Source organism: Nocardia rhizosphaerae, from assembly GCF_042650365.1.
GTDB lineage: Bacteria > Actinomycetota > Actinomycetes > Mycobacteriales > Mycobacteriaceae > Nocardia > Nocardia rhizosphaerae.
The window spans coordinates 245,690-261,956 of the sequence record NZ_JBHSBA010000007.1; the positions used below are offsets into that span (position 1 = coordinate 245,690).

The following is a 16,267-nucleotide window of genomic DNA, read 5'->3' on the forward strand; positions in this document are numbered from 1 at the left end:
ATGTTCCGTCAACTCGAGTACTTCGTGGCCCTCGCCAGGGAACGGCACTTCGCCCGTGCCGCCGCGGCCTGCTATGTGTCGCAGCCCGCGCTCTCGGAGGCCATCCGCAAACTCGAACGCGAGCTCGGTGTCCCGCTGGTGCGGCGGGGGCGAACCTACGAAGGACTCACCCCGGAGGGCGAGCGGCTCGTCCTCTGGGCACGACGCATCCTTGCCGACCGCGACGCGCTCGAACACGAGGTCAGCGCGCTGCGGACCGGCCTCACCGGCGACCTGCGGATCGGGGTCGTCCCCGGTGCGTCCGGCACCGTCACCCCGCTGACCGATCGGCTCTGCACCGCGCACCCGCTGGTGCGGGTGCACGTGGAGACCAGTCTGCGTTCGTGCGAGATCGTCGAACGGATCCGCCGGTTCGAACTCGACGCCGGGGTCGTCTACGCCGACGGAGTCGACACCGGCGGGCTCACCGTGACCCCGCTCTACGCGGAGCGGCACGTGCTCGTCGTCGGCGCCGAGCTGCTGGCGGGCCGGACCGCGGCGCTCTCCTGGGCGGAGGCGCTGGAACTGCGAATGTGCTTGCTGCCCAAGGGGATGCTGGGCCGGGAGCTGGTCGACTCCGCGCTCGCGACCCGCGGTCTCGTCGCCACTCCGCAGCTGGAGAGCGATTCGGTGGCGACGCTGCTCGAGCACGCGCGCACCGGACGCTGGGCCTGCATCGTGCCGCACACCTGGGTGCCCACGCTCGGGCCCGCCGCGCGGGTGCGCGTGGTCGAGCTCGCCGATCCGGCCGTCACCGCCCGGATCTCGCTGGTCACCACCGCCGTCGAACCCGCGTCGGTGCTCATCACCGCACTCACCGACTGCGCGCGCGAGACCGAGTTCGCCGCCGACGACCGAAGCCGGCTATGACCGGGCAACCCTTCACTACGATGCCCTGGTACGGCCCGCCGGTTGTCGCGATCGGTTCCCGCCCGGTCGGTCCTCGCCGGTCTCGCGACCGGACGAGGCGATCCGGCCAACCACACGATCGGCAGGCACGATGAGCAGAGTCACCGCGCGGCGCAAGACCACCCGGCTGAGCGCGGGGGCGCGAATCCAGCGGCCCGATACCCTCGCGGTGGAGGAGCCGCTCGAGATCCGGGTCGACGGGCAGTCGCTCACCGTCACGATGCGCACGCCGGGCAACGACATCGACCTCGTGCACGGATTCCTGTTCGGCGAGAACATCATCGGCTCGGCGCAGGACCTGGTCTCGGCCCGCTACTGCGCGGGCACCGACGCCGACGGCCACAACACCTACAACGTGCTCGACATCCGGCTGCGCACCCCGGTCCCGCTGCACACCCGCAATTTCCTCACCACCGGCGCCTGCGGGCTCTGCGGTAAGACCGCGCTCGACGAGGTCCGCACCAACACCCGCCACCCGCTGCGGCCCGACGCGGGCACCGTCGCTGTCGACACTCTCGCCGAACTGCCGGGAAAACTGCGCGCCGCGCAGAAGCTCTTCGACATCACCGGCGGCCTGCACGCGGCGGGTCTGTTCAGCACCGACGGCGCGCTGCTTGCGGTGCGCGAGGACATCGGCAGGCACAACGCCGTGGACAAGGTGATCGGCTGGGCGGTGCGCGAGCACCGGATCCCCGCCGCCGAGCTGATGCTGGTGGTGAGCAGCCGGGCCTCGTTCGAACTCGCGCAGAAGGCCGTCATGGCGGGCATCCCGGTGCTCGCGGCGGTGTCGGCGCCGAGCTCGCTCGCGGTTGATCTCGCGATCGAATCCGGGCTCACCCTCGTGGGTTTCCTGCGCGGCGAATCGATGAACATCTACGCGGGTGAACACCGTCTGACCTGAGCGTTTCGTACTCGCGGTGGGCGATCGGCAATACTGCCCAGTACGGTGTCGGGACCGCCACCCGGCGCCGAAGCCCGGGGGGAGTCTAGAAACGAAGATGCTTCACATGATGACGAACAACCGGCGTCGCGGCCGGATCGCGCTCGCCGCGCTGCTCGGGACCATCGCCCTGCTCGCCGCGGGCTGTGGTGGGGATCCGGCACCGGAACAGCCCCAGCCGACGGGCACGACCGTCGCGGCCGATCCCGGCGGTGGCGCGGGTACCTTCTCGATCGCGCTGCCGGGCAGCCTTGCCGCCGATTTCGCCACGCTCGAACAGGGTTTCCGCGGCAACGCCGGGTTGGCGATCATGCCCGTCGGCGGCACCGAGATGGTCACCTTCGGCACCTGGACCTCCGGGCCTGCCTGGTCGACGATCAAGGTGCCGCTCGCGATCGCCGCGCTGCGCAACAGCTCCGCCTACAACGCGACGGCGAGTTCGGCCATCACCGCGTCCGACAACGGCGCCGCCGACACGCTGTGGCAATCGCTGGGCGGGGGCGCGGCGGCGGCCTCGGCGGTGGAAGGGGTGCTGCGCGAGGGTGGTGACACCGTCACCGCGGTGCCCACCGTGCGCACCCGCTCGGACGCGTCGATCTACGGCCAGGCCGAGTGGACGCTGGCCGACCAGGTGCGTTTCGCCGCACAGCTGCCGTGTCTGCCGCAGAGCGAGCGGGTGGTCGGGCTGATGCAGCAGATCGTGCCGAGTCACCGCTGGGGGCTCGGCGCGTTCGGCAGCGCCGAGTTCAAGGGTGGCTGGGGGCCCGACCCCTCGGGCAACTACCTGGTCCGCCAGTTCGGCCTCATCGATTCGCCCTCGGGCCGGATCGCGATCGCCTTCGCCGCGCAACCGGATTCGGGGGCGTTCAGCGACGGCATGGCCATGCTCGACAAGATGGCGACGCTGATCTCGGGTCACCTGAGCGAACTGGCCGGAGGTCACTGCGCCTGACGGGCGCCGGTGCGGCAAGATGAACGCCATGCGCATCGGAGTCTTGACCGGAGGCGGAGACTGTCCAGGGCTGAACGCGGTGATCCGGGCGGTGGTCCGCACCGCGAACGGCCGCTACGGCGACGCGATCGTCGGGTTCGAGGACGGGTGGCGCGGCCTATTGGAGGACCGCAAGATCCGCATCCACAACGACGACCGCACCGACCGGCTGCTGGCCAAGGGCGGCACCATCCTCGGCACCGCGCGCACCAATCCCGACGTGCTGCGGGCCGGTCTCGGCCGGATCAAGCAGACCCTCGACGACAACGGTATCGACGCCCTCATCCCGATCGGAGGCGAAGGCACCCTCACCGCGGCCAGCTGGCTCGCCGACGAGGGCGTGCCGGTGGTCGGCGTGCCCAAGACCATCGACAACGACATCGACTGCACCGATGTCACCTTCGGCCACGACACCGCCCTCTCGATCGCCACCGAGGCCATCGACCGCCTGCACACCACCGCCGAATCGCATCAGCGAGTGATGCTGGTCGAGGTGATGGGCAGGCACGCGGGCTGGATCGCCCTGAACTCCGGGATCGCCGCCGGCGCGCACCTCACCCTGGTGCCGGAGGAACCCTTCGACGTGGCGCAGGTGTGCGACATGATCAAGAAGCGATTCCAGCGCGGGGACAAGCATTTCATCTGCGTGGTCGCCGAAGGCGCCCATCCGGCACCGGATTCCGGGTTCGCCCTGCGCGAAGGCGGCATCGACGAGTTCGGCCACGAACGCTTCACCGGGGTGGCCCAGCAGCTCGGCGCCGAGATCGAGCGCCGGATCGGCAAGGAAGTCCGCACCACCGTGCTCGGCCACGTCCAGCGCGGCGGCAGCCCGACCCCCTACGACCGCATCCTGGCCACCCGCTTCGGCGTGCACGCGGCCGAAGCGGTGCACGCCGGGCACTTCGGGCAGATGGTGGCGCTGCACGGCACGGCCATCGGGTTGGTGCCGCTGTCGGAGGCGACCAAGCAGCTCAAGCGGGTGCCCGCCGAACGGCTCAGCGAGGCGCAGGCGTTCTTCGGCTGAGCTGTCGGTGCGGGTCGGTACCGTGGCGGTATGCGTCCCGGTCGAGTGCTCGTTTCGGTTCTGTTCGTCGTCGTCGCCCTGGTAGCGGGGTGCTCGCAGGCCGCCGAGGAGAAGGCGGAGCCGACCGTCTTCGGGCAGTGGCACGGTGATATCGCCGGGCCGGGCCAGCCCATCGCGGTGGGGGTCACCTTCGCCGAGGACGGCTCGGCCACCATCGACATCCCGCTGCAGGGCGTGCGAGCGGCGCCGCTGAAAGACGTACGCACCGAACCGGATCGGGTGGAGTTCACCATGCCCGATGTGCCGGGCGACCCGGCCTTCCACGGCAAGCTCGACGGCGAACAGCTCACCGGGGAGTGGGCGCAGTCCGGGCAGACGGCGCCGCTGGTGCTGAGCCGCGGCCCGGTACCGGGGACGGCGCGCCCGCAGGATCCGGTGCCGCCGTACCCCTACCGCAGCGAGGACGTCAGCTACGCCAGTGGCGACATCACCATCGCGGGCACCCTCACCGAACCCGAAGGGGACGGCCCGTTCCCGGCGATCCTGCTGATCACCGGAAGCGGCCCGCAGGACCGCGACGAGAGCCTGATGGGCCACCGCCCGTTCCTGCTGCTGGCCGATACCTTCACCCGCGCCGGGTACGCCGTGCTGCGCACCGACGATCGCGGTGTCGGCGGCACCGGCGGCGATCTCTCCCAGTCCACCTATCCCGAGCTCGCCGACGATGCCGCCGCAGGGGTCGCCTTCCTGCGGGCGAGGCCCGAGATCGACCCGGCGAAGATCGGCCTGTTCGGACACAGTGAGGGCGGCTACCTGGCCCCGCTACTGGCCGCCCGCCCCGACAGCGGGGTGGCCTTCGCGATCCTGATGGCAGGCCCGTCGGTGGTCGGCGCCGACGTGCTGATCGAGCAGAACAAGATCATCATGGCCGCCGAGGGCGCACCGCAGTCCGAGATCGATGCCCAAGTCGACTACCTCACCCGCTGGACCGGCCTGCTGCGCGCGGGCGACACCGCGGGCGCACAGGCCTTCGCCGAGCAGCACAACCAGACCCTGCCCGAAGACCAGCGCGCACCGCAGGAAGCCATCGACTCGTTCAACACCCCGTACATGACCGCGTTCGTCACCTACGATCCGCAACCGGCGCTCGCCGCGCTGCGCATCCCGGTCCTCGCCTTCTTCGGCGGCAAAGACCTCCAGGTGCCAGCCACCCAGAACGAGGGCCCGATGCGCGCGAACCTGGCCGCCGCCCCTGCCTCGACCGTGCACACCTTCCCCGGCCTCAACCACCTCATGCAGCCCACCGAGACGGGCAAGCCGAGCGAATACGCCACCATCGAGACCACCATCGACCCGACCGTGCTCACCTACGTCACCGACTGGCTCACCGAGCACGTCCCGGTCGGGTAGGTCGTAGGTTCCGCTTCAACGCGTGACTCGCATCTCGGGGGTCTCCCTCGTTGCGTGCGGCTCGGAGCGCCGTGCCGGACTGAAACGCGTCGCGGGCGGTCAAATAGACTGCTGACTATGAGTGCACCCACGGTCGAGTTGATGGATTACGCCGATGTCATCTCCCGGTACGAGCCGGTGCTCGGCATGGAGGTCCACGTCGAGTTGTCCACGGCGACCAAGATGTTCTGCGGTTGCCCGACCGAGTTCGGCGCCGAACCGAATACGCAGGTGTGCCCGGTGTGCCTCGGGCTGCCGGGCTCGCTTCCGGTGGTGAACGAGAAGGCGGTCGAGTCGGCCATCCGGATCGGGCTGGCGCTGAACTGTTCGATCACCCCGTGGGGCCGGTTCGCGCGCAAGAACTACTTCTACCCCGATCAGCCGAAGAACTACCAGATCAGCCAGTACGACGAGCCGATCGCGACCGAGGGCTACCTCGACGTGATCCTCGACGACGGCACCACCTTCCGGGTCGAGATCGAGCGCGCGCACATGGAGGAGGACACCGGGAAGTCGCTACACGTCGGCGGCGCCACCGGCCGCATCCACGGTGCCAGCCACTCGCTGCTCGACTTCAACCGCGCGGGTGTGCCGCTGATCGAGATCGTCACCAAGCCGATCACCGGTGCGGGGGAGCGGGCACCCGAGGTGGCCCGCGCCTATGTCACCGCGCTGCGCGAGGTGCTGCGTTCGCTGCACGTCTCCGACGTGAAGATGGAACAGGGCTCGCTGCGCTGCGATGCCAACGTCTCGCTGATGCCGATCGGCGCGAAGGAGTTCGGCACCCGCACCGAGACCAAGAACGTGAACTCGCTCAAGAGCGTCGAGGTGGCGGTGCGCTACGAGATGCGCCGCCAGGCCGCGGTGCTCACCGCCGGTGGCGAGATCATCCAGGAGACCCGGCATTTCAACGAGGCCGACGGGTCCACCTCCGCGGGCCGCCGCAAGGAGACCGCCGAGGACTACCGGTATTTCCCCGAGCCCGATCTCGAGCCCGTCGCCCCCTCCGCCGACTGGGTCGACGAGCTGCGCGCCACCATCCCCGAGTACCCGTGGCTGGTCCGCGCGCGCATCCAGGCCGAGTGGGGCTTGTCCGACGAGGTCATGCGCGACCTGGTGAACGCGGGCGCGCTCGATCTGATCATCGCCACCGTCGAGGCAGGTGCCCCGGCCAACGAAGCCCGCTCCTGGTGGGTCGCCTACCTCACCGAGAAGGCCAAGGAACGCGACGTCGCCCTCGCGGAGCTGCCGATCACCCCCGCCCAGGTGGCCGCGGTGATCGGGCTGGTCGAAGCCAAGACCGTCAACAACAAGGTCGCCAAGCAGGTCGTCGACTTCGTCCTCGCGGGTGCGGGCGAGCCCGCCGCCATCGTCGAAGCCAAGGGCCTCGGCATGGTCAGCGACGACTCCGCCCTGCAGACCGAGGTCGACAAGGCACTGGCCGCCAACCCCGATATCGCCGACAAGATCCGCGCGGGCAAGGTCCAGGCCGCGGGCAAGATCGTGGGCGATGTCATGAAGGCCACCCGCGGCCAGGCCGACGCCGCCAAGGTCCGCGAACTGGTGCTCGCGGCCTGCGGGGCGGCCTGACCCGTTTCGACGGTCGGGTCTAGTCCGGGCCGCCCGCTCCGCCCTGCGGCGGCGGGATCCGCACGACGCGGTCGTCGAACTCGCCGGGGGCGCCGCCGCTCTTGTTGACGGTGGTCACCCACACGCTGCCGTCGGCGCCGCCGGTCGCGCCGAGGAGACTGCCGTACTTGTCCTGGGCGATGAGGGTGGGCTCGGTGGTGACGGCGAACGTATTGGCGTCGGCGCCCACCGCGGCCAGCGCCTTGCCTTCGCTCAGCGCGATCGCCACGCCGTCGCCGGTGGCCGCGCACCCGCCGACGCCTGGCCGGTCCGGCCAGGTCCAGGCGACACTGATCGTGCCGTCGGTGCCCAGATGCTGGAGCCGGTCCTCGGCGGCGGTGCGATCGGTGAGCCACATGCCGTCGCGGCCGTCGCGGCAGATGTCGCCGACCGAACCGATCCCGGAGGCCACCACCTCCGGGACGTTCGTGCCCGACGACGGGGACTCGAGCCGAAGCAGTTTCCCGCCGAGCGAGCCGGGATCGGCGGCCGCGCCGGGGTTTCCGGCATCCCCGGTGAGCACCATCAGCTGCGTGGGGGTGGCCCATTCGATCGCGCCGCGATTCCCGCTGGCGCCCTTGGGGATTCCGGTCAGGATGGTTTTGGGTGCCCCGCCGTTCTTGGACAAGCGGACCACCCGGTTGTCGCTGCCGGTGGTGATGTAGGCATACATCAGCCCGTCCTCGCCATAGGTCGGCGAGAGCGCGATATCGGAGATGCCGCCGTCCCCCGAACCGTCGACCGCCAGGCTGGCGATCTCCACCGGGGGCGGCTGCGGAGTGCTCGCGTCGACCGGGGTCACCTGCAGGATGCGGCCGGTCTGTCGCTCCGCCACCAGTGCGCCGTCACCGAAGGGAATCAGACCGGCGCCCGGTTCCAGACAGGTGGCGATCACATTCGGGTCGGGATCGATGCACGGCCCGGTCGGTCGCGGCACCTGCGGGGGCGCGTCGTCCGGCTTGTTCGGTTGCGCGTCGGACCCGCCGAGGGCGGGTTCGGTGGTGAACGGGCTCGACGCCGACTCGTCGAAGCGGGCGCACCCGGCGACCAGTACGGCGCCCAGCGTCAATCCGACTGCCACGCGTCCCGCGAAAACCGAACTCATGGAACAGACGTTACCGGCTGTCGAGTGGGCCGGACACGCCTGATCCGGGGAAGGCCGACACGGCGCGACTGCTCGTCATAAGGTGAGGCGGTGAGCGACCGTAGCGAGCGTCAGCGAGTGAATCATCGACACAGCGCGCCCTCGCGCCCGACACAGACGAGCGCCAGCGAGGTGGACGAGTGAGCGACAAGCCGAACGACAAGCCCGACGCAGACGAGCCGTCGCCGACCGAAGCGCCGGCGTCGTCGGCGGGCAGCCCGGTGACCAGCCCGTACGATTCGCCGACCGCGCAGATGCCCAAAGCGGACCTGCGCAAGGACATTCCCCGCACCGACGAGGACCTCGGCCTCGATCCCGGCGACGAGGTGCCCACCGCGAGTTCGGCCGCGAGCGAGAGCGGGGGCGAGGACTACGGCTACGCGTCCATCCCGCCCGCGGCCGCCGCCTCGGCGGGCACGGTGCGGCTGCAACGCCGCAACCGGGAGCCGCGCCGCGGCACCCTCGACCTCGGCCTGTTCGTGCTGCGCCTGGTCGTCGGCTACACGTTCATCTATCACGGCCTGCAGAAGCTGACCGGCTGGTTCCACGGCCCCGGCCTCGACGGCACCAAGACCATGATGGAAGGCGGCGGCTGGGACTATCCCACCCTCGCCACCGCCCTGGTCATCGCGGGCGAGCTGGGCGGCGGCATTCTGCTCGTCCTCGGTCTGGCCACCCCACTGGCCGGCGGCGCGGTGCTCGCCACCATCCTCACCGCCTGGATGTGGAAACAGGGCCTGGTCCCCGGCCTGCAATACAACGCGGCCACCCCCACCGGCGTCGAACTCGACTCCATCCTGGTCGGCGCGTCGGCCGCGATCATCCTGACCGGCCCCGGCCGCTGGTCCTTCGACCGCGGGCGCGGCTGGGCCACCCGCCCGGCCTACGGCTCGTTCACCGTCATCGTCCTGGCGATCGCCGCCGCCATCGGCACCTACTGGTTCCTGCACGGCGGCAACCCGCTCACGGGCATCGGGCCATTCAGCTGAGTCCCGCTCAACCGAGCGCACTGTAGCCGGTGCATCTGTGCCGAACTCCCCGAACCGGCGGACTGCGGGTCCGGGGAGTTCGGCATTTGTCGCTCACGACACCTGACCGACGGCGCCCTCGTGGCCGGACCTAGCCCTGCAGGGCATCGGACTCTTCTCGCCGGCCGACACGCGCGGAGCACGGCCGGCTTGGCAGTCGACCCATCCCGGAAATCCTTACGCCGTAGCCGTTTCTGTGCTGAGAGTGACGTATCCGCCACGCCTGCCATCGGCTGTGATCTGCGGTTTCACGGAATATTCAAGGGAGTCTTGACAATTCGCACATAGTGCTTCCCGCTAGTCACAGCGGGCATTCGCATGCCCAAGCGGCGAAATCGGCTGATTCGCACCCCCTTCCCACGATGCCCCGGACGCTCGGGTATTCGCGCGGTGTCAGGATTCCGTAGCGCGCCTGGGCAGTTCGCCTGCTCCAACAATTCTGGCGATGACCTGCCTTTCGCCCCGTAGGGTGCGCCCCGACAACCGAACAACGACCCAAGACCCCGATCCATGGCGGATCGGGGTCTTGTCGTCGATGCCCTGACCCGGAAAGGAGGTACTCATGCGGTTGGCTCCCGGGAGGATTGCGACACGATTCGCCGCTTGCGAGCCTGCCGCATGGCCCGCCCTGATCTCGTCAGCGCGCCCCGTCGCCCGCAGGTGGTGTGCGGTCGCAGACGCCGCTGCTGCGCGACGGGACCAGGGCGCCTCGGTCCCGCCCCCGAACTCCCTCATCCCGGGGGCGGGACCCTTGACCCATTACCCGCCGTGCCGGGGTAAGTCCCGGCAGAACGGACTCACCGAGTGGAGAGAATCATGACCGCGGAACATCATGACGAGGACTCCGTCGGCACTGGAGCCCTGCATGTCGACATCGAGGTGAAGCAGTGACTTCACCCTATCCGGTGCCGGGGGAATTCCCCGATTTCGAACGATTCCTGATCGACCTGTATTCGCCGATCACGACGACCGTCGCCGAACTTCCGGCCACCGGAACCGAACTCGACAGCGTGTTGCCGATCCTCTGGGTCCGGCAGCTCGACGGCAGTCTCGACGAGAACGCGATCACCTACGTCGCCGAGGTGCGGATCGTGGCCATGGCCGCCGATCGCGCCGCCGCGGCACAGCTCGCCGCGCAAGCGCGGGAGGCCTTGCTCGACGCACCCGGAACCGATGTCAACGGAGTGTTGATCGACTGGGCGAGCGAAAAGGCACCCGCCCGCATCCCGTACCGCGCGACGACCCTGCAGCGCAGTCAGGGAACCGCGCAGTTCCCGGACCTGGACCCCCTCGGCCCCATGGTCGAACTCGGGTTCACGCTGCACGCCCGCCGCCAGTAGGCGGCAACCCCTCGAAGAAATGGAGAATCCATGCCCGCCACCGATCTGACCACATTGAAGGACGCCCAGCGTGAACTGCTGCTGAAGCCGCTGGACGCGGCGGTATTCCTGGCGCCCTGGTACACCGCAGTGCCCGCCGCCTTCACCGACGCCACCGGCGCGCTGCAGTCGCTGCCCGCCGAATACAAGTCGGTGGGCCTGATCGACAAGAAGACCGGCGTTGCGTTCGCCCGCAAGCAGACCAACGCGTCGATCGAGTCCTACGGTGAGCTGCAGGCCACCCGCGACGACATCACCAGCGATATCACCACACTGGAGTTCGAGCCGCAGCAGACCAATGCGATGACCCTCGAACTGACCACCAGCGCCAACCTGGCCCAGGTGGAGGCGGCCGCCGATTCCGGTGAGGTGTTCTTCGCTCAGCCGACCTCGGAACAGGTCACCTACTATTCCGCGATCGTGATCGGCAAGGACGGCAACGAGGCCGCCCCGATCTACGTGTTCAAGGTGATGCCGAAGGTCGCCGTCACCAAGTACGCCGGCGAGCAGTGGACTCCCACCAACGTGCTGTCGCAGAAGCTCACCCTCACCGCGTTCAAGGACGACACTGCCGGCTACGCCGTCGCGCACGGATTCGGCGGCGTCGGCTGGAAGAACCTGCTGGACAAGACCGGTATCGCGGTCGCGACCGCCTGATCACGAGAAAAGGAGACAACATCATGATCCCCACCCAGTTCCCGGTCACGATGACCGATGGCACCACCGAGTACCAGGTGCACGATGCGAGCGGCTACGTGAATGCCGTGTACTCGCTGGGCCACCGTCCCAAGCGCACCGTCCGCCCGACGACTGCCAAGAGCAGCAACAAGTAGAAGTAGTCCGGGCCGGGGTCCGATCCCGATCATCGGTCGGACTCCGGTCATCCGGAAACGGGATGCGGCAGCGCATCCGCCACGACACCACCCGGAGCATCATCCATGGCAACTCAGCGAAAGACCCCGGCGACCACCGCCACCAAGCCCCGCGTCAGCGACGAGGGCCGGTTCTACGAGATCCAGCAGGAGCTGGCCGCTAAACGGCGCGGCCCGTACCACCTGACCGAGGACATCGTGATCCAGCCGATGACCCGCCGCCAGGCCAAAGCTCTGCGCACCACCGAAGACGAGGAAGAACAGCTCGCCGTCCTGCTCGGCGATCAGTTCGACGCGGTCGAGGAACTCTTCGACGACCGTCCGCTCGACGAGTGGATCGCCTTCCAGGAAGACCTCTATGCCCACTTCTTCGGTGCGGGCGCCACGGAGCTGCCGGGGGGATCCGAGGGCTCGTAGCGTTCTGGGACCGCTTCGGTGCCGCGCTCGACTACGACCTGCTCGAGCGTGGCATCGATGTCCGGGACTGCTTCGGGCCCGCCCAGCTGCGCACCCGCGACTGGCGAACAATCTGGCGTTTCAAGGACCGGCTTCCCCGCGGATCGCAGTACAAGACCGCCGTCGCCATGGACCGGGAACTCGCCGAGCAACTCCTGGCCCTCGAGGGCCGCGATGAAACCGTCGACAGCGTGGCCACCCCCGAGGGCTACACCCTCGACACCTACTTGCTGCTGACCCTCATCGATGCGGTCCAAGGCGTTCAAGCGGCCGTCATCGCGGCCGCGGGAGCCGACCCGCCGGCCTTCGATCCGATGCCACGGCCCGAAACGGCGCTGGATCTGGTCCGAGAGGAAAACCGGCGACAGTCGATGGAACGTCTGATCGCCGAGTTCACCCACCCCGGATGAGCTGCCGGCTACTGGGTTCCGAAAAGGCAGAACATCTCGACAGACGCCGCACCCGAACCGGTTCCGCCGGTCTGGCAAGGGCGGTTGGGATCGTTGGTCTGCAGGTACAGGGCGTAGTAGTAGTCCCCGGTGGACTGGTTCGGCGAGGTGGCGCTGCACCGGTAGCCAAGGACCTCACCGTGCAGCTGCGCCTTACCCGCACTCTCACACGCCGCCCGCGTGGGATAGGAGCCGGCATCGATCGTCGCCGCCGATGCCGAGCCGATGGTGAAACCGGTGGCGGCGGCGCCGGCGAGAGCCAGCGCGAGGATTCGCTTCACGGTGAAATTCCCTTCGTTCCAACCTGATTCGATCGTCAGGAGGTGAATCGGAACGTATCAGCACTACCCGGAGACGACAACCCGCCGCACCTGATTCGCCGAGTACATCAAATCGATTCCAGCACAACGAATTTCCGGCACCTCGAACCTCTGCAGTCTCGGTGCTACCGCTCTACTCAGCTCCGACACCGGTCAAACTACGCGACGATGTGGTGATCTCATCGCTAGCCGGGTGCGGACATCGACCCGATCTCGTCCTGGACGGTCTCTGGGATTTGGCAATGGTCGACAAAGCGTGTTCGGCTTCTTCTGTTCGAATTTTTGGAATTCCAGATCGGTCGAATCTTCTGCTTCTGCTTTCAGTCTAGGCTTTGTCATATGACTTGGGTGCAAAAGCCTTTAAAGTTTCGACTTGTCCTGTCGAAATTTCGACGAGCTCCCGTATCGCTATCGTGACTGAATTGACACGGTCCGGGATACGATGCGTGGAGTCATCGGACTGGATCTTGTGCAGTGTAGTTATTTCGATCAAATCGCGAGCAACCTCCTCCGCGCGAGATGCGGCGAGTGAGTATGACAGCTCGTGATCTAGCTCAATTACTGCGCGTTGAAGTGCTTCGAATGCGACAATGCGGGAGGTGATCTCGAACCAGAGGATGGAGAGTAACTCGATGGCGCCTTCCCACTCTCGTATTGCAAGGCCGGCGGAAGGTCCTGATCCACTCGGCCGGGGGCCTAGTTGCTGTTCTTTGATGTGCAGGCCGACGATATCGCAAACGATTTCAACCCATGTGCCTCGAACATCGAATTCCTCCCTGGTGGAGGCCAGGTAGGTGCTCGACCAAGCTGCTGACTTAGTGGCAGAGGTGTATAGATGAGTCGCTGTCGCAATGGAATCCCCGCAGTGGCATAGGAGCTTATCGAAATGAAGCCGATTCGGTTCACGAACCTGGCCGAATTCGAGTTCCTCGGTTGCGCGTTGGATGGCGCGCACTTCACTCTCCCGGAGAGCGGTTGGTGCACGCCAGCGGCGGTATCGTATTAGAATGGCAATGATTGCATATAGGCAGGTAACGGTGATGCTGACTAGCCCGGCTCCGAGCAGAACGAAATCTCGCCATCGACCGGAATTCTCCGTGAGTTCGGAGATATTCAATGCATCCGGGATGATCACCGCTGCTAATGCCGTGGCAATGAGCGTCCCGACCCCGATCCCCCTTAAGATGTCCCCATCCAGCTTCGCTGGATGGGGACAAATCTCTGTGGTATCCACTGACTGCTTCCCTTGGTGGGTTCTAGCCTCGATTTTGTTGTAGATATCATCTGGAGTTTTGTAGTAATTGACGTACCGTACTACTTTCCGGTCTAGGTATATCACTAGGTCCGGCGCTGAGCGGGGCGGTTGCATGCGTCAAGTATGTCCTTCTGCGCGTTTGCGACAATCTCTTCGTGCGGAATCCTACTGATGATAGAAGTGAGCTAGGAATGGCAACAGGGTGTGATATTGCGAGGATTTATGTAAGCGGAGAACGGCTGGTTATCGAGATTAATCTTCAGGTCGGGAACATGCTCGTACATCCCCATAGTATGTGCGATATTGCCTGGGGGAGCAAGGCGAATCATCTGGATAAACGGCCTCGGCTGACAATTGCACAGGACTGTGAATCTAAGATGATGTTTGCGTTTCGTGTTCAGCTCGCTAACTGACGATAGGTTTGAAGATGCTGCAGGAATGCCCACCGAAGCTACTGCTATTTTAAGCGCGAATGGCGACAGGTCGTGAGAATCCTGTGGCTGCATTGGGTTGTGTCCAAGCGGTCCTTTTCGGCAAAAAGACCGTGTCGACCTTCGTGGGTAAGTCGCCCATCTAGTCCTGGTGGGGTGTCTCGGGTGCAAAAGCTTTCAAGGTCTCCAGGCGGTCCGGTGAGTGTCTTACCAATTCATTGATTGCTGAACTTATTGCTGTCACGTGTTCAGCGTGCGCGGCTGTCTCGAACTCGGATTTCCGGTAGGCGATGTCGTAGGCGCCTGATTCGGCAAGGCGTCGGCCGAGTTCTTCGGCCCGTGACGCCGTAGTGGAATATGCAAGGTCCTGGTCGAGATTGTGGACAGACTCGTAGAGCGACTCAATTGCTGCTACTTGTTTGCGTAGTCCATCCCAGATCCGCGTGAGCGCGGCATTCGTCATGTCCCATTCACGCTGGGCAAGCTCCGCTGAAGTGGAGTTGCCGACTGGGCGAGATCCGAGATGCTGTTCGATGGAATGAAACTCTACAGTTCGCTGGACGACGTCGAACCACTCCTGCTGTATGTCAATTTCGTTGCGAACGTTGATGAGAAACCGGCTGGACCACGCGTCGCTACGTGTCAAATTATCGAACAGGCTGTGCGCAATGGCAAGTAGGTCCCCGCATTGGCAGTAACCGTCTGTCCGCGATAGGTCGTCTAGGGTAGTTGTGGCACTGAACTCGATAATTCGGGTGCCTGAATGCATCAACTCCCTCTCCGGGTCGGTTAATCTCAACTTGTCTGAAGTGATCCCTATCCGTTTGGTCAGTCTTATGAGGATGTAGACGGCAGGAGCGATCAGGAGGATCAGTGCTATGCATACCTGACGCATGGTATCCGGGCCGCTGTTGTCGGTCTGAGATTCCGTGATGCTGGACGCGAGAATTGAGCCGAGCAGTCCTGCCGGGAAAAGCCAGAGGCCAGCAATGATGCTTGCGGATACAAGGATGCCTGAAACTCGTTCGGGGGTCTTGTCGCGGTTATCGATGCAGGAGCGACCATTTCTCAGGCGGGCCCGTACCTTGATTCGGACGTCGTCTGGAAGCGCGGCGGAATCTAGGTATATTACGCTGTCGGGATTTCGCCGGAAGGCGAAGTCAGTCTGATATCCACGTGAGCTCACCATCACATTGTCGCCGATGGATTGACTCAAAGCAATAGGCGTCTTGCTCGGCATCTCCCGTTTGCTGTTGCCGATAACCCACTCATCCATTCTTTGATAGCGAGGAACTATCACATGAATTTGGTCCAGAATCAGAGCTCCCTGATGTTGTCCATGGATTCCCCTGCGATGGCAACGCTCGAGACGCTCTCGTCTGCGTTGAAGACTCTGTCCGAGACAGGCTTTTGGGCGGAATCTGGGTTTCCGGCAGACTCGGAGAGATTTGGTCTTCTCTATGCCAAGGTGTCCGACACAAAAGACCTTATCGGTGATATCAGGTCTGCGTTAGAGAAGGGTGCCCTAGGTGGGAGCTCTAATCAGCCCTCGTTGGCTGGTGGTGGTTCGTCGGCGTTCGGCAGGAATGTTGAGACTGCGCACGATGGGTTCCTCGGCATTTCCGATGTGGGATTGGCTGCCGCTGACCTCCGGGATAATCTATCGAAATTCGACGAGCTGGACTACAGTACGTTCGAAGGGTTGGCCAATGCTGTATTTCTTGCAGGAGGGGTTGCTTCCTCGATAACTACTGCTTTGAAGGGCTTGGGTGACGTTGCGTCTATGAGGGAGCTCTTCCCTTTCGGGAGGGGAGGCGGTCATACGGAGCATCAGGGTCGGGGTTCGGGAGGCTCAGAGCTGTTTCCGTCGGACGTTATGGGTGGCCAACATCGGCGAGAGGACGGTGGAGGTGCAAGCGCTGGTGGTGGATCGGGAAGCGCCCCTATAGCTT

The 16,267-nt window shown here is 65.8% G+C and carries 16 protein-coding genes; 12 read left to right on the forward strand and 4 right to left on the reverse strand.

The window, feature by feature from the left end:
- The 6 genes from ACFOW8_RS15930 (at position 1) to gatB (ending at position 6,942) form a co-directional block, all read left to right on the forward strand.
- A complete protein-coding gene (locus tag ACFOW8_RS15930) occupies positions 1–909 on the forward strand; it encodes a LysR family transcriptional regulator (protein WP_378551403.1) in 909 nt (302 codons plus the stop codon).
- Between the two features lie 130 nt (positions 910–1,039).
- Positions 1,040–1,849: a formate dehydrogenase accessory sulfurtransferase FdhD gene (fdhD, locus tag ACFOW8_RS15935; protein ID WP_378551404.1), complete on the forward strand. Its 810-nt coding sequence runs from the start codon at positions 1,040–1,042 to the stop codon at positions 1,847–1,849.
- 109 nt (positions 1,850–1,958) lie between these two features.
- A complete protein-coding gene (locus ACFOW8_RS15940) occupies positions 1,959–2,840 on the forward strand; it encodes a hypothetical protein (RefSeq protein WP_378551405.1) in 882 nt (293 codons plus the stop codon).
- 28 nt (positions 2,841–2,868) lie between these two features.
- A complete protein-coding gene (locus tag ACFOW8_RS15945) occupies positions 2,869–3,903 on the forward strand; it encodes an ATP-dependent 6-phosphofructokinase (RefSeq protein ID WP_378551406.1) in 1,035 nt (344 codons plus the stop codon).
- Positions 3,904–3,933: 30 nt separating this feature from the next.
- Positions 3,934–5,313, forward strand: a complete 1,380-nt coding sequence (locus ACFOW8_RS15950; RefSeq protein ID WP_378551407.1) for an alpha/beta hydrolase family protein — start codon at positions 3,934–3,936, stop codon at positions 5,311–5,313.
- A 117-nt stretch (positions 5,314–5,430) separates the two neighbouring features.
- On the forward strand, positions 5,431–6,942 hold the full coding sequence (gene gatB, locus ACFOW8_RS15955) for an Asp-tRNA(Asn)/Glu-tRNA(Gln) amidotransferase subunit GatB (protein WP_378551408.1): 1,512 nt from the start codon (positions 5,431–5,433) through the stop codon (positions 6,940–6,942).
- Between the two features lie 19 nt (positions 6,943–6,961).
- Here gatB and ACFOW8_RS15960 read toward each other — a convergent pair whose 3' ends face one another.
- Positions 6,962–8,086: a PQQ-dependent sugar dehydrogenase gene (locus ACFOW8_RS15960; protein WP_378551409.1), complete on the reverse strand. Its 1,125-nt coding sequence runs from the start codon at positions 8,084–8,086 to the stop codon at positions 6,962–6,964.
- 179 nt (positions 8,087–8,265) lie between these two features.
- Here ACFOW8_RS15960 and ACFOW8_RS15965 point away from each other — a divergent pair, with 179 nt between their 5' ends.
- The 6 genes from ACFOW8_RS15965 to ACFOW8_RS15990 all read left to right on the forward strand — a co-directional run bounded on the left by ACFOW8_RS15965 (position 8,266) and on the right by ACFOW8_RS15990 (position 12,270).
- A complete protein-coding gene (locus tag ACFOW8_RS15965) occupies positions 8,266–9,114 on the forward strand; it encodes a DoxX family protein (protein WP_378551410.1) in 849 nt (282 codons plus the stop codon).
- A 926-nt stretch (positions 9,115–10,040) separates the two neighbouring features.
- Positions 10,041–10,493 carry a hypothetical protein gene (locus tag ACFOW8_RS15970; RefSeq protein WP_378551411.1) on the forward strand — a complete coding sequence of 151 codons (453 nt, stop codon included), beginning with the start codon at positions 10,041–10,043 and terminating at the stop codon, positions 10,491–10,493.
- Between the two features lie 30 nt (positions 10,494–10,523).
- On the forward strand, positions 10,524–11,189 hold the full coding sequence (locus tag ACFOW8_RS15975; protein WP_378551412.1) for a phage tail tube protein: 666 nt from the start codon (positions 10,524–10,526) through the stop codon (positions 11,187–11,189).
- Between the two features lie 23 nt (positions 11,190–11,212).
- Positions 11,213–11,365: a hypothetical protein gene (locus tag ACFOW8_RS15980; protein WP_378551413.1), complete on the forward strand. Its 153-nt coding sequence runs from the start codon at positions 11,213–11,215 to the stop codon at positions 11,363–11,365.
- A 105-nt stretch (positions 11,366–11,470) separates the two neighbouring features.
- Positions 11,471–11,821 (forward strand): hypothetical protein, encoded by a 351-nt coding sequence (locus tag ACFOW8_RS15985; protein ID WP_378551414.1) that lies wholly within the window; start codon positions 11,471–11,473, stop codon positions 11,819–11,821.
- Positions 11,822–11,988: 167 nt separating this feature from the next.
- Positions 11,989–12,270, forward strand: a complete 282-nt coding sequence (locus ACFOW8_RS15990) for a hypothetical protein (RefSeq protein WP_378551415.1) — start codon at positions 11,989–11,991, stop codon at positions 12,268–12,270.
- An 8-nt stretch (positions 12,271–12,278) separates the two neighbouring features.
- Here ACFOW8_RS15990 and ACFOW8_RS15995 read toward each other — a convergent pair whose 3' ends face one another.
- From ACFOW8_RS15995 to ACFOW8_RS16005, 3 genes are all read right to left on the reverse strand, one after another.
- Positions 12,279–12,590 carry a hypothetical protein gene (locus ACFOW8_RS15995; RefSeq protein WP_378551416.1) on the reverse strand — a complete coding sequence of 104 codons (312 nt, stop codon included), beginning with the start codon at positions 12,588–12,590 and terminating at the stop codon, positions 12,279–12,281.
- Positions 12,591–12,954: 364 nt separating this feature from the next.
- The gene (locus tag ACFOW8_RS16000; RefSeq protein ID WP_378551417.1) at positions 12,955–13,863 is read right to left on the reverse strand and encodes a hypothetical protein; all 909 of its coding nucleotides are present in this window, start codon (positions 13,861–13,863) and stop codon (positions 12,955–12,957) included.
- A gap of 594 nt (positions 13,864–14,457) precedes the next feature.
- Positions 14,458–15,591 (reverse strand): hypothetical protein, encoded by a 1,134-nt coding sequence (locus ACFOW8_RS16005; RefSeq protein WP_378551418.1) that lies wholly within the window; start codon positions 15,589–15,591, stop codon positions 14,458–14,460.
- Between the last annotated feature and the right edge of the window lie 676 nt (positions 15,592–16,267).